13 protein-coding genes are annotated in these 14,152 nt (G+C 54.7%); all 13 read left to right on the forward strand.

Annotated features, from left to right (window positions below; all coding sequences use genetic code 11):
• Window positions 1-21: 21 nt before the first annotated feature.
• A complete protein-coding gene (locus FCS97_RS03310) occupies window positions 22-1,419 on the forward strand; it encodes a TolC family protein (RefSeq protein WP_138516560.1) in 1,398 nt (465 codons plus the stop codon).
• Window positions 1,416-2,804 carry an efflux RND transporter periplasmic adaptor subunit gene (locus FCS97_RS03315; protein ID WP_246065786.1) on the forward strand — a complete coding sequence of 463 codons (1,389 nt, stop codon included), beginning with the start codon at window positions 1,416-1,418 and terminating at the stop codon, window positions 2,802-2,804. The genes FCS97_RS03310 and FCS97_RS03315 overlap by 4 nt, the downstream gene beginning before the upstream one ends.
• Entirely contained in the window at window positions 2,801-5,935 is a 3,135-nt protein-coding gene (locus FCS97_RS03320; protein WP_138516562.1) for an efflux RND transporter permease subunit, read from the forward strand. Before FCS97_RS03315 ends, FCS97_RS03320 begins: the two co-directional genes overlap by 4 nt.
• 99 nt (window positions 5,936-6,034) lie before the next feature.
• Entirely contained in the window at window positions 6,035-6,550 is a 516-nt protein-coding gene (locus FCS97_RS03325; protein ID WP_138516564.1) for a hypothetical protein, read from the forward strand.
• Window positions 6,551-6,704: 154 nt separating this feature from the next.
• On the forward strand, window positions 6,705-7,433 hold the full coding sequence (gene phnF / locus FCS97_RS03330) for a phosphonate metabolism transcriptional regulator PhnF (RefSeq protein ID WP_138516566.1): 729 nt from the start codon (window positions 6,705-6,707) through the stop codon (window positions 7,431-7,433).
• A 17-nt stretch (window positions 7,434-7,450) separates the two neighbouring features.
• Window positions 7,451-8,395, forward strand: a complete 945-nt coding sequence (locus FCS97_RS03335) for a phosphate/phosphite/phosphonate ABC transporter substrate-binding protein (RefSeq protein WP_138516567.1) — start codon at window positions 7,451-7,453, stop codon at window positions 8,393-8,395.
• An 11-nt stretch (window positions 8,396-8,406) separates the two neighbouring features.
• Window positions 8,407-9,210, forward strand: coding sequence for a phosphonate ABC transporter ATP-binding protein (gene phnC, locus FCS97_RS03340; RefSeq protein ID WP_138516569.1), 804 nt, complete (start codon window positions 8,407-8,409; stop codon window positions 9,208-9,210).
• 25 nt (window positions 9,211-9,235) lie between these two features.
• Entirely contained in the window at window positions 9,236-10,261 is a 1,026-nt protein-coding gene (phnE, locus tag FCS97_RS03345) for a phosphonate ABC transporter, permease protein PhnE (RefSeq protein WP_138516571.1), read from the forward strand.
• A 12-nt stretch (window positions 10,262-10,273) separates the two neighbouring features.
• Window positions 10,274-10,741, forward strand: coding sequence for a phosphonate C-P lyase system protein PhnG (gene phnG, locus FCS97_RS03350; protein ID WP_138516572.1), 468 nt, complete (start codon window positions 10,274-10,276; stop codon window positions 10,739-10,741).
• Window positions 10,734-11,279 carry a phosphonate C-P lyase system protein PhnH gene (phnH, locus tag FCS97_RS03355; protein ID WP_138516573.1) on the forward strand — a complete coding sequence of 182 codons (546 nt, stop codon included), beginning with the start codon at window positions 10,734-10,736 and terminating at the stop codon, window positions 11,277-11,279. Before phnG ends, phnH begins: the two co-directional genes overlap by 8 nt.
• Entirely contained in the window at window positions 11,279-12,397 is a 1,119-nt protein-coding gene (locus tag FCS97_RS03360) for a carbon-phosphorus lyase complex subunit PhnI (protein ID WP_138516575.1), read from the forward strand. The genes phnH and FCS97_RS03360 overlap by 1 nt, the downstream gene beginning before the upstream one ends.
• Window positions 12,384-13,319 (forward strand): alpha-D-ribose 1-methylphosphonate 5-phosphate C-P-lyase PhnJ, encoded by a 936-nt coding sequence (locus FCS97_RS03365; RefSeq protein WP_281283830.1) that lies wholly within the window; start codon window positions 12,384-12,386, stop codon window positions 13,317-13,319. Before FCS97_RS03360 ends, FCS97_RS03365 begins: the two co-directional genes overlap by 14 nt.
• Window positions 13,316-14,146, forward strand: a complete 831-nt coding sequence (locus FCS97_RS03370; RefSeq protein ID WP_138516577.1) for an ATP-binding cassette domain-containing protein — start codon at window positions 13,316-13,318, stop codon at window positions 14,144-14,146. Before FCS97_RS03365 ends, FCS97_RS03370 begins: the two co-directional genes overlap by 4 nt.
• The last annotated feature ends 6 nt before the right edge of the window (window positions 14,147-14,152 follow it).

Raw genomic sequence — 14,152 nt, forward strand, 5'->3', positions numbered from 1 at the left:
ACGCCTGAATTGCATTGAGGGTTGGGTTGGCTGCATGGCCACCCCGACTGCGTGATTGTTTCTCACGGCTTGATTGCCGTGTGGGAGAACCCCATGCCGGGTAAACATGTTTTATTGAAAATTGTGCTGGCTGTGCTGGCATTGTTTGTATTGCTGAATTTTGGTGGGGTGCTGGCCGCCCAGCAATACACGTTGGAGCAGGCATTGGCCGCCCCTGAAAGCCCGCAGTCTTCCGGGCCACTCAGCCTGAGCCGCGCACTTGAATTGGCCGAGCAGCGTTCCGAATCAGTACGCGCCCAAAAGGCCGCTGCACAGGCGGCACAAAGCGAAGCAGTGGCCGCCGGTGAGTTGCCCGACCCCATGTTGAATCTGGAGGTGAGCAACATTCCAGCCAACGGGCCTGACCAGTTCAGCCTGGCTGCAGACTTCATGACCATGCGGGGGGTTGGTATTTCCCAAACTTTCACACGGCAAGACAAACGCAAAGCCCAGGCCAATGTGTTTTCAAAAAATGCTGAAGTTGCCCAAGCCAGCGAACTGTTGGCCCTGAGCCAATTGCGCACTGGCACCGCACAAGCGTATCTGGACCGGGTGTACCTGCAACAAATGCTTGAATTGCTGCAAAGCCAGCGCACTGAATTGCAATTGCAAATTGATGCAGCCGATGCCTTGTTTCGCGCTGGCAAAGCACCACAAACCGATGTATTCACCGCGCGCACTGAACTTGGCCTGTTGAGTTTGCGAATTCAGGACACCCAGGCCATGTTGGACAACGCGCAGGCCGATTTGAACCGTTGGGTTGGCGATGCAGCAGACAGTGAGTTGAATGACAGTGTTGATTTGACGCGCTCCAGCCTGGGCGAAGTGGATTTGGCTGAAAGCCTGAACAAACATCCGGAAATCCTTGCCCTGCAAAAAGCAGAAGATGCAGCACTGGCCAATGCCGAAGTCAAACTGCAGGAAAAATCGGCCGATTGGACCTTGTCGGTGATGTACGCAGGCCGTGGCCCCGAGTTTTCTGAAATGCTCACGCTGGGTGCCTCCCGGCCCCTGTTTGTTGATCAAACCTCCAGGCAAGACCAGGCAGTGGCCGCTGCCAATTCCATGGCGACCAAAGCGCGTTCAGAGCGAGTCGAGTTGTACCGCAGCCACTTGGCACAGACCAAGCGCTGGCAGCAAACCTGGCAAAGCAATTTGAAGCGGTTGAGCGACTTTGATCAAAGCCTGATCCCCTTGACCCAACAACGCACGCAAGCCGCGCTGGATGCCTATCGCGGCAACACCGGCACCCTGAGCGAGGTGTTGGCGGCGCGCCGCATGGAGCTGGACATGCGCATTGAAAAACTTCGTATTCAAATGGACACAGCCCGGCTTTGGGCCCAACTGGAATACCTGATTCCCGAAGAGGTACAACAATGAAAAAGACGCACATCGCAATCAGCGTGGTGGCATTGGCAGCCATGGCAGGTGGGGGTTATGGCTTGTGGGCATTGGGCATGAGCCAGGGCATGGAGATGATGTCGGCACCGATTGGTTCTGCAACTGAGGGCAGCGCTGACGGAGAAGCGGGTTCGGGCAATTCAAGCGGTGTTGGGCAAGACCCTTCAACCTGGAACATCCCCCAGGGTGAGGCGGCCACCCGCAGACACATGGAAAGCGGAATCAAGGCCGGTGATGTCGATCCGGAAACCGGCTTGACTGTGCAGTATTACCACGACCCCATGGTGCCGGGCCGCAAATTTGATTCGCCGGGCAAAAGCCCGTTCATGGACATGATGCTGGTGCCCGCCTATTCCGGTGCCGATTCTGCCGACACCAGCAGCGTGAAGGTGAGCCCCCGAATTCAGCAGAACCTGGGCATCCGCACGGCCAGGGTTGATATGGGCATGCTGGCGCCAGAAATTACGGCCAGTGGCGCGGTGCAGTGGAATGAACGCGACCGGGTGGTGGTGCAATCCCGTGCCATGGGTTATGTGGAAAAACTCAATGTGACGGCCACGCTGGACCCGGTCAAGCAGGGGCAAACTTTGCTGACCGTGTACGTGCCCGACTGGATTGCGGCACAAGAGGAATTTTTGTCGTTGCGAAAAATGAAGGGCGATAACTTGCAGCCACTGGTGGATGCAGCCCGGCAACGCATGTTGCAGGTGGGTATGAGCACAGCGCAAATACGGCAGGTGGAACAAAGCGGGCAAGTTCAGCCGCGCGTCGCCATTGTGGCACCCCGCAGCGGCGTGGTCACGGAGTTGATGGTGCGCGAGGGCATGACCGTGCAACCTGGAACCACCTTGATGGAAATCAATGGGCTTTCCACGGTGTGGGTGCAGGCCGAAGTGCCTGAAAGCCAGGCTGCGTATGTGCAGCCTGGGGTCACTGTGAATGCAGTTGCGCAAGCCATGCCTGGGCAGGTGTTTGAAGGCCAGGTACAAACAGTGTTGCCACAAGTGAATGCCAATTCCCGTACGGTACTGGCTCGCCTGGTGTTGAAGAATCCGGGCAACAAGTTGCTGCCCGGCATGTTTGTACAAACCCGGTTTATGGACACCAGCAGGCCGCAATCCCTGATTGTGCCCTCCGAGGCTGTCATTCAGACCGGTCGCCGTGCAGTGGTGATGCTGGCTGGTGAGGATGGTCGCTTCTCGCCGGTTGAAATCAAAACAGGCATTGAATTTGGTGGACAAACAGAAGTACTCGCAGGCCTGGAGGCGGGGCAGGAAGTGGTGCTGTCTGGCCAGTTCCTGATTGATTCCGAAGCCAGCTTGCGTGGGCTTGAAGCGCGCCTGAATGATGGGGAACAACGATGATTGCAATGCTGATTCGCTGGTCGATCGCCAATCGACTGCTGGTGCTAATCGCCACTGTAATGATCAGTGCTTGGGGCGTGGTGTCGGTGTACAAAACACCGCTGGATGCCCTGCCCGATTTGTCCGATGTTCAGGTCATTGTGCGCACCAGTTTTCCGGGGCAGGCGCCGCAAATTGTTGAAAACCAGGTGACCTACCCGCTCACCACCACCATGTTGTCCGTGCCGGGTGCAAAGGACGTGCGAGGTTTTTCCTTTTTCGGTGACAGCTTTGTCTACATTATTTTTGAAGATGGCGTGGACTTGTACTGGGCCCGCTCACGGGTGCTGGAGTACCTGAACCAAGCGCAAAGCCAGTTGCCGGCGTCGGCAAAAAGCGTGTTGGGTCCCGATGCCACAGGCGTGGGCTGGATTTACCAATATGCCCTGCGCGACACCACGGGCAATATGGATGTGTCGCAACTGCGGGCCTTGCAAGACTGGTTTTTGCGTTATGAACTGAAAACAGTCGAGGACGTGGCCGAGGTGGCCTCGGTGGGCGGCTTTGTGAAGCAGTACCAGGTTGAGCTGGATCCGCAAAAGCTGGCGGGCTATGGCATCACGCTGGATCAGGTGATTCAGGCGATCAATGATGCCAATCAGGAAGCGGGTGGGTCGGTCATTGAACTGGGCGAGGCCGAGTACATGGTGCGCGCCACCGGTTATCTGGAGAATCTGGAGGATTTCCGGTCTGTCCCGTTAAAGGCCAGCCTCACGGGCATCCCGGTGCAGCTGGGCGATGTGGCCCGCATACAGATTGGTCCCGAAATACGCCGTGGCATTGGTGAACTGAATGGCAATGGCGAATCGGTGGGCGGCATTGTTGTGATGCGGTCAGGAAAAAATGCCCTGCAAACCATTGATGCCGTGAAAGCAAAGCTTGAAAGCCTGAAAGCAGGCTTGCCGCAAGGTGTTGAAGTGGTAGAGGTGTATGACCGCTCCACGCTGATTAACAATGCCATCGACAACCTCAGCTTCAAATTGCTTGAGGAATTCATTGTGGTGGCACTGGTGTGCTTTGTGTTTTTGCTGCATTTTCGCTCGGCATTTGTGGCAATTGTTTCCCTGCCCTTGGGCGTGTTGATTTCGTTCATCGTGATGCAGCAGCAGGGCGTAAATGCGAATGTGATGTCGCTGGGTGGAATTGCCATTGCCATTGGTGCCATGGTGGATGCTGCACTGGTGATGATTGAAAATGCGCACAAGCATTTGGAACAGTGGGCACACGACAATCCAGATCAGGAGCTAAAAGGCGCCGAGCGCTGGCGCGTGATTGGTGATGCTGCCGTGGAGGTAGGGCCAGCCCTGTTTTCTTCCCTGTTGGTCATCACGCTCAGCTTTATTCCGGTGTTCACGCTGGAAGCACAAGAGGGGCGTTTGTTCTCGCCACTGGCCTACACCAAAACCTATGCCATGGCGGCCTCTGCCGGTTTGGCGGTTACGCTGATCCCTGTTTTGATGGGGTATCTGATTCGCGGAAAAATCCCATCTGAAAATTCAAACCCGATTAATCGAGGCTTGATTGCGGCATATCGACCTGCGCTGGATGTGGTGCTGAAGTTTCCCAAGGCTACCGTGCTTGTGGCGGTGGTGTTGCTGGGTATCAGCTTTTATCCGCTGACCAAGCTGGGCACTGAATTCATGCCCCCGCTGGACGAAGGCGATTTGCTGTACATGCCCACGGCCTTGCCCGGCTTGTCCGTGGGCAAGGCGGCTGAATTGCTGCAGCAAACCGACCGCTTGATTAAAACTTTGCCGGAAGTTGAAAGTGTGTATGGCAAGGCGGGGCGGGCAGAAACCGCCACAGACCCCGCGCCTTTGGAAATGTTTGAAACCACGATCCAATTCAAGCCCAAAGACGAATGGCGCGACGGCATGACTGCCGACAAACTGATCGAGGAGCTGGACCAAATTGTTCGGGTACCGGGCTTAACGAATATTTGGGTGCCACCCATTCGCAACCGTATCGACATGTTGGCCACTGGTATTAAAAGCCCGGTGGGTGTGAAAGTAACCGGCCCCGACTTAAACACCATCAATGAAATTTCCGTGAAGGTTGAGAAAGCGGTGAAAAACATTGAAGGCGTGAGCAGTGCCTTTGCGGAACGGCTTACCGGTGGGCGCTACATTGATGTCGATATCAATCGCGACAAAGCGGCGCGCTACGGCATGAATATTTCCGCTATTCAGTCGATTATTTCAAGCGCAGTGGGCGGCATGAACATTGGCGAAACCGTCGAGGGGCTGGAGCGTTTTCCGATCAATGTGCGCTACCCGCGTGAACTGCGCGATTCGCTCACTCGCCTGCGTGCCTTGCCCGTGTACACCGACACGGGTCAGCGCATTGTGTTATCCGATGTAGCAAGCATTCAGATCACCGATGGCCCACCCATGTTGCGCAGTGAAAACTCGCGGCTGGCCGGGTATGTGTACATCGACATACGGGGTCGTGATTTACGCTCTGCGGTATTGGACATGCAACAGGTGGTGGCCGAGCAGGTCAATTTGCCCGCAGGCTATTCCATTTCATGGTCGGGTCAGTTTGAGTACCTTGAACGCGCAACCGAGAAATTAAAACTGGTGGTGCCTTTCACGGTACTGATCATTTTTGTGTTGCTGTACATGACTTTCAAGCAAGTGGACGAAGCCTTGTTGATCATGGCAACCCTGCCCTTTGCACTCATTGGTGGTGCATGGCTGCTGTGGCTGCTTGACTTTAATTTGTCGGTGGCTGGTGCTGTGGGCTTCATTGCCTTGGCCGGTGTGGCGGCTGAATTCGGCGTCATCATGCTGCTGTACCTGAATCAAAGTTGGGCCAACCGGGTCAAGCGTGGCGCAACCGAAGAAGATGATTTGCTGGATGCAATTCGCGAGGGTGCTGTGTTGCGCGTTCGGCCCAAGGCCATGACCGTATTGACCATTCTTGCGGGCCTGATACCCATTATGTGGGGTACGGGTACAGGAAGTGAGGTCATGCAACGCATTGCCGCACCCATGGTAGGTGGTATGGTCAGCGCACCCCTGTTGTCCATGTTCGTGATTCCTGCCGTGTTTCTGCTGATTCGGCGTGGTCAAGCCCGAAAACCTGACTGATTTGCTTGCTGCTGTGTAAACCCAGACCGAACTGTGACGTTGAGAAAGATGCAGCTTCAATGCAAATATCCCAACCTCACTCACAGAAGGTCACCAGCCATGTTTAACCAACGCAGCAGGTCGCGTTCCCTGTCGTTCGATTCCAGTCGAAGGCAGGGTTCGTTTCTGGGCAAAGCCAGTAAATTTCTCTTTGTGTTGTTCAGCCTCATGGTCGCCACTGCACTCACCTTGTTCGGTGTGTCCTCCTGCCAGGAAAAAGCAGCAGCGCAGCAGGTGTTGTCGTATGCCTCGAAAAACAATTGCGAGTTTCGCTTTGAAGGCGTGGGCCACACCCTGATCGAAAACCATTGTGGCAACAACGCAGGTGTGTATTTCATGACACCGCAAGGTTTGCACACTGCACCCTTGATTGATCCTGAGATGAGTGAACTGGTGAACCAACACGGTTGCGAAGCACCCAACCAGTGTGTATTCAATCTGGAAATGAAGCCCCGCGCAATCAGCGGTCAGTTTGACTACACCATCAACGGCAAGCAGGGTTTTTACAGTTTTGAGTGGCCACGGGACGAACAACCCCGCCTGGTTGAAAGCAGCAGTACGCCCAATAAATCCTGATTCACAATAATTTCAAACAACGCCAAGAGGTCCTTTCCAAGGGCCTCTTGGGATAGTTTCACGCCCCGCCCCCGGCTTGTTACAGCCAGCGTCATAAAAGCTTAACGACCCATTCGTACACTTTGTGCATTGTCTACATGTCTAGATCACTGCCATGACCCTGTACGCCCTTGCCCGAGACACCGGTGAAGCCCTTTACTTCCAGATTGCCCGTCAACTGGAGCAGGAAGTGCTGCGCAACTACCAACCAGGTGATGGATTGCCTGCCGAGGGTGAGCTTGCCAAAAACTATGGCGTGAACAGGCACACCCTTCGCCGCGCAATTGACGAGCTGGTTGATTCTGGCTTGCTGGAGCGCCGCCACGGCAAGGGCGTGTTTGTGTTGGACACGTATCTGGATTACCAGATCGGCCAAGGCACTCGTTTCACTGAAAACCTGGCAGCGCATGGCATGCAGGCCGAAGACATTGTTCACAAGCGACAAATCATTCCGGCGATTCACCGAGTGGCCGAGCGCTTGAACATTGCTGTGGCCGACCCCGTGGTGTGGATTGAGTCTGTGCGCACCGGCGAGGGTCGCCCCCTGTGTGTGATCTCCCATTTCCTGCCTGCCGCCAAATTCCCGAATCTCGAAAACTTGTATGAAGGCGGATCGTTGCATGCCTTGCTGAAAAAAGAGTATGGCTGCACGCCCCGCCGCACGGAAAGCCTGGTGACCTCCGTGTTGCCACAAGGTGATGACGCGCGGCTGTTGAGCATGCCGCAAAACCGCCCCGTGCTGCGTGTGAAAAGTTTGAACCTTTGCAGTAAAACCGGCGAGCCGGTGGAATACGCAATTACGCGATTCCGCGCAGATCGCATTCAGTTACGAATCAATCCTTGACCCATTCGGAGAACACCATGATTTCCAAACGCAACACCCTGAAAACCTTGACTGCGCTGGCTGTTGCAGCGGCATTTGCACCCAACATTGTCATGGCGCAGGTTCAAAACGATGGCACCGCCAACAAGCCCTTGCGCGTTGTGCTGATTCCCGCCGATGGCGGCACCGAAGACGGCACCAAAAAAGACTTCCAACCCGTGTTCAGCGCGATTACCCAAGCCACCGGCATTAACTTTGACATCAAGGTAGGCCAAAGCTACTCGGCTGCAGTAGAAGCCATGTGCAGTGGTGCTGCAGACATCGCGTTTTATGGCCCAGCCACGTATTTGCAAGCCAAGGCCCGTGATTGTGCCGAACTGTTGGCGCTTGCTGTGCGTGGCGGTGGCTCTGTGTATTACAGCGGTATTTTTGCCCGCAAAGATGCCAATGTGAACAGCATTGCCGACATCAAAGGCAAGCGCATTGCGCTGGGTGATGTCAACAGTACCTCAAGCTTCAATGTGCCTGTGGCCATGATGATGCAGGGCGATGTGAAGCCCTGGGCCGATGCGAAGAGTGTGAACATGGCAGGTAGCCATGCCAATGTATTGAACGCATTGAATGAGGGCTTGGCCGATGTGGGCGGTGCCTCATTCGATTCGTTTGAAAAGGCTGTCAATGCCAAGGCGATTGACCCCAACAAATTCAAGGTGGTTGCGAAGAGCACGCCCATTCCTTACCCACCACTGGCGATTCATCCCAAGGTGAATGCCGATGTGAAAGCCAAATTGCGTGCTGCCTTCGACACCGTGCATACCATGCCTGGCATTACCAAAGACCAAATCCGTGGATACGGCGGCACCAAGGTGGATGCCTATACATCCAAAGTGAGCGAGGAAGACATGGCCAATGCGGGCAAGTTGTTTGACCTGGTGACAGAGAACGTCAAGCAAGACCTGATGGCCAAAGCCAGCAAGCGATAAAGGAGCACACCATGATTGAGTTCAACACCATTTCCAAGCAATGGGCCGATGGCACGCATGCTTTGAGCAATGTTTCCCTGCAAGTACCCAAAGGCCAGTTTTGCATTATTTTGGGCCCCTCTGGTGCAGGCAAATCGACCTTGCTGCGTGCAGTCAACGGCTTGGTGAAACCCACACAGGGTTTCGTCAAAATTGATGGCGAGGTGTTGAACTCGAACACCGAGAAAATGCTGCGTCAACGTGTTGCGATGATTCATCAGCATTTTAATTTGTCGCCACGGTTAAGCGTGGCATCCAATGTGTTGGCAGGCATGTTGCCCAAAGTCAGCATGGCGCGTGCGCTGTCAGGCTGGTTTGAACCGGAGCAGCGCGACAAGGCTTGTGCGCTGGTTGAGCAAGTAGGCTTGAAGCCTGAGCACCTGACGCGCCGCGCTGGTGATTTGTCCGGTGGGCAGCAGCAGCGTGTGGGTATTGCCCGTGCCTTTATGCTCGACCCAGAAGTGGTGCTCGCTGATGAGCCTGTGGCCAGTCTGGATCCTAAAATTTCAGCCGATATTCTGACCTTGATTCGGGACGCCGCACGCGAACGTGGCGCCACAGTGCTGTGCAGTTTGCACCAGGTGGACCTGGCCCGCGAGTTTGGCGACCGGATTGTGGGCATGCGAAACGGCAAGGTGGTATTTGATGGCACACCCGCTGAATTCACTGACAGCAAAGTGAGCGACCTGTACCACGGTGCCCGTTGGGAAGACAGCCCGACCGAGGACGAAGAGTTTGAAATGGCCGTGCCGGGCCTGCGTTTGGCAACCGCCTGATCAATACAATCAACAGGACAACATCATGAGCAGCAAACCCATTCCCATGCCGCCACCTGGCACGGAGCTTCGCTGGAAACTGGAAGCCCCCTACAGTTCAAAACATCTATTGATTTTGATCTGTGTGTTTGCCTTGTTGTTGGTCACAGGCCATCGCACAGAAATGGACAAAATGGTCAATATGACCAGCCAAGCCTTTGGCAATTTAATGGGCTTGAATGACGACTCTCAAGTGGTTCGCGGTTTTTCCCGGGTGGGCGATGTGATGTGGCCGCCCATTGTGGCCACCCAGGAAGAAACCAATCGCATGCCCGATCTGGACCGAAATAATCTGCCTGCATTTGCCTATATCGAGACGCAGGAAATCACTACACAGCGCATGAACACTGACACGCTGGAAATGGAAAGCGTGACGGAAACCCGCGAAGTACTGGTTCGACCACTGGGTTATGTGTGGGATGTGTTTGTGAAGATGATTCAAACATTAGAAATCGCATTCTGGGGCACGATTATCTCGGTGGTGCTTTCAATTCCCTTGGCCTATTTTGCAGCAGTGAATTACAGCCCCAACAAATTCACCTACACAGCAACGCGGGGTGTGATCAGTTTGTTGCGTTCCATGCCCGAGCTGATTGTGGCGTTGTTTCTTGTGCTCGCTTACGGATTTGGGCCCATTGCCGGTGTGCTGGCTTTGGGTTTTCATGCGGCTGGTTTTTTGGGGAAGTTTTACGCGGAAGACATTGAAAATGCCGACCGAAAACCACAAGAAGCGCTAGAGGCGATTGGTTCGGGCAAGTTGAAAACACTTTGGTATGGCGTTATTCCACAGGTGTTTCCGCAGTACATCGCTTACACCGCGTACATTCTGGACCGCAACTTGCGCATGGCCACAGTGATCGGTTTGGTGGGCGCGGGTGGCATTGGTCAGGAATTGAAAGGCCGCTTTGATTTGTTTCAGTATGGCCATGTCATGACCATTCTGATTGCAATTTTCATCTTCGTGTTTTTGCTCGACCAGTTGTCGGCGCGTATTCGCGCCAAGCTGATCTGAAGGGAGTTTCAAATGAACAACTTTCCCCGCAGTCAGTGGTTGCGCTTGTGGCAGGCTTGCGAACCTGCACACATCAAGGCTTTGGCCAAACAGGTCAGCGCCGGCTGCAACATCAGCGATCTTCACATTCCAAAAGCCGGTTTGGGTTTGCTTCAGCTTCGGGACAGTGCGCTGGGCGATGCCTACTTTCTGGGTGAAATTCCAGTCACCAAATCGCATGTGCGTATTCACCATCCAGAAGGAAAAGTCGCAGAGGGTGCGGCTGTGTGCATGGACGACCGTGTGGGTTTGACTCGCGCCATGGCCATTCTGGATGGCGTGTTGTCCGCCAAGCTTCCGGGCTGGGAGTTGGTTGAACGCAGCCTGCACACCGGGGCAAGCCAAGTGCAGGCTGACACCGCACTTCGCCGTGCCAACCTGAGTGCAACCAAAGTTGATTTTTCGCTGCTTGGTGCACTGGAGGAAGACGACCATGTTTGATGCTTACACACCCCAGCTTCAACAACTGAACTTCAACACCCTGATGAATGCATTTGCGTACCCGGGGCGCATTCAACAACTTCAAGGCCAAAGCCCTGCCATTGAACAGGTACTAGCCACATTGATTGACGGTGAGGTCAGCCTGGCCGATCCCGATTCAATCTTGAATGGCGATGTGCGCATGCGGCTAGAGGCAAGAATGGTCGAACCAGAGCTTGCAAATTTCATTGTTTGTGTGGGCAGCAAGGTACCTGAATTTCAACCTTTGTTGGGCACGCTGGAAGAACCCGAGCATGGTGCCACCCTGATTGTTCAAGTACAGGGTTTTGATGATCACGCCCAAGGGTTAACACTTCAATTGACTGGCCCCGGCATTGAAACAACAAACAATTTGAAAGTGCTCGAACTGAACACTGCCTGGCTGCATCGTCGGGCTTTCTGGAATGCGGCCTTCCCAACCGGTGTCGATTTTATTTTGCTCAGTGACAAGCAACTCGTGGCCTTGCCCCGCACCACTCAAATTCAAGGAGACTTCTAATGGGTTATGTGGCCATTAAGGGTGGTGCAAAAGCCATTGAAGGTGCCGAACTGGCTTTTGAAGCCTTGCGCACCGCAGAAGGTCAAGAGGGCACTCCGATCAGCTTGACTGCCATTGAAAACCAGTTGCGCCTGTTGACCAGCCGAATTGTGTCGGAAGGTGGTTTGTATCACCCACGGCTTGCTGCGCTGGCAATCAAACAGATGCACGGCGACACGCTGGAGGCTGCATTTGCGTTGCGTGCCTATCGCTCAACAAAACCTCGTGTGCTTGAAACCCCGGTGCAAAGCACCGGCAACATGCGGCTGATTCGCCGAATCTCCAGCGCATTCAAAGACATTCCGGGCGGACAAATGCTGGGCCCAACCACCGACTATGCGCTGCGTCTCATGCGCCTTGAACTGGTGGACGAACAAGCCGAGGTGTTTCAAGCCATGGCGCGTCGTTTTTTGAGAGAGCATGCCGCCAGCGCAAGCCTGCCTGACACCTTTCCCAAGGTGCTCGATTCGCTGCGTGTTGAGGGCCTGATCCCGTCGGTGAAAAACAACCCTGCACAAGCCTTCGACATCACACGCGAGCCTTTGGTTTTTCCCGTCAATCGTTCCGCTGCACTGGCCACCATGGCACGTGCTGAAACTGGTTCCTTGCTGGCCATGGCGTATTCGAACATGCGCGGTTATGGCGACATTCACCCCACGATTGCCGAACTGCGGGTGGGATATTTGCCGGTGATGTTGCCACACCCAGTCACTGGCGAACCCACAGAGGCGGGTGAAGTTTTAATCACCGAGTGTGAAGTGGTGGCCATGTATGAAGGTGCAGAGCCTGGCGAGTTGCCCACCTTCACCCTGGGTTACGGCGCTTGTTTGGGGCACAACGAAACCAAGGCGATTTCAATGGCCATTCTGGACCGTGCCTTGCAAAAAGGCATGCGGGACGGCCCTTCCAACCCGTCCGAGGACCCGGAGTTCGTGCTGCTCCATATTGATGGCGTGGATTCCATGGGATTTGCCAACCACTACAAAATGCCGCACTACGTCACATTCCAAAGCGACATGGACCGACTGCGCGCCACCCAGATGAAAACAAGAGGAGACCTGCACGATGCGCCACTATGAACTGCCCGCGATTCAAGAGAAAGAGGCAGACAGCGACATGATTGCCGGTGCTGCCTACAACTTTGGTTTCCTGGATGAATACGCCAAGCGTGAAGTGCGCCGCACCATCCTGAAAGCGATTTCAATTCCGGGTTACCAGACTCCTTATGCCAGCCGTGAAATGCCCATGGGCCGTGGCTTTGGCACAGGCGGATTGCAGTTGACCCTGTCCTTGATTGGGCAACACGACACACTGAAAGTGATTGACCAGGGCGCCGACGATTCTGTGAACGCCGTAAACCTGCGCCACTTTGTGGAACTGACTTGCCCCGGTGTGTCGACCACTGAGCGCACGGTGGAAGCTTCGATTATTCAATCGCGCCACCGCATCCCCGAAGTGATGTTGCGCGAGGATCAAGTATTGGTGTTGCAAGTGCCTTACCCCGACCCCTTGGTGGTGGTCGAGCCTTCAGAAGAAAAGCGCAAAACCATGCATGGCGAAGGCGATTATTCCCGACTACTCACCAAGCTTTATGAAGACATTGTGCAATTCAACGAGATCACGATTTCGCACAGATACCCCACGAAAATCAACGGGCACTATGTGATCGACCCCAGCCCCATTCCCCGCTATGACGTGCCGCGTTTGCACCATGCGCCCAACCTCACCTTGTTGGGTGCCGGCCGCGAGAAAAAAATATACGCAGTACCGCCCTACACCGGGGCTGTACCACTGGCTTTTGAAGATGTTCCCTTCCGCACGGAGAACTTTGTAGATGCACAAGGCAATCGGCATGCCTGCATGCGTTGCGGCTGCACCCACAGTTTTCTGGACGAAGTCATCAGCGAACAGGGCGACAGACAATTTCAGTGTTCCGACAGCGACTACTGCAATGAGCAACTCGCACTTCAGGTACAACACCCCGAGGGAGCCAGCGCATGAAACCCATACTCAGTGTTCAGGGCTTGAGCAAAATTCATGGCCGTGGGTGTTCCAAATGCATCGAGACCACAGGCCCCGAGCAGGAGACCAACATTTGCAGCTGGTGTGGGTCGGTGGTGGCAGCGCACGATGTGAGCTTCGATCTTCACCCCGGTGAAATATTGGGCATCATGGGTGAATCGGGCAGTGGAAAATCCACTGTGGTCAAAACCCTGTTTTTTGATGAAGAACCCACCCGGGGCTCTGCCCAATTTGTTGAGCACGACCATGCCTGGAACCTGTTCGATTTGAACGCAGCACAACGACGCTGGCTGCGCAACCACCGCTTTGGCATGGTGTATCAAAATCCCCACCTGGGTTTGAATTTCAATGTGTCAGCCGGTGGCAACATTGCCGAGCGCTTGCTGATGAGCGACCTTGTGAATTACAAGGCCATTCGGGAACGTGCGCTCGATTTGCTGGCCCGCACCGAGGTGTTGGCTGATCGCATCGACGATTCGCCCAGAAAATTCTCGGGTGGCATGCAGCAGCGCGTGCAAATTGCAAAGGCCTTGGCCACGCAACCCCCCTTGCTGTTTCTCGATGAAGTTACAACCGGGCTCGATCTGTCAGTGCAAGCCCGAATTCTGGACCTGATTCTTGAAATTCAACAGGAACTGAAAACCGCCATGGTGGTGGTTACCCACGACCTCGGTGTGATTCGCCTGTTGACCAGCCGGGCCATGGTGATGAAATACGGCCGAGTGATTGAAACCGGCCTGACCGATCAAATACTTGAAGACCCCCAGCATGCTTACACGCAGCGCCTGGTGGCTTCCGCCCTGTGAAGGTTG

Origin of the sequence: Limnobacter alexandrii, assembly GCF_005871185.1 — a bacterium.
Taxonomy (GTDB): Bacteria; Pseudomonadota; Gammaproteobacteria; order Burkholderiales; family Burkholderiaceae_B; genus Limnobacter; species Limnobacter alexandrii.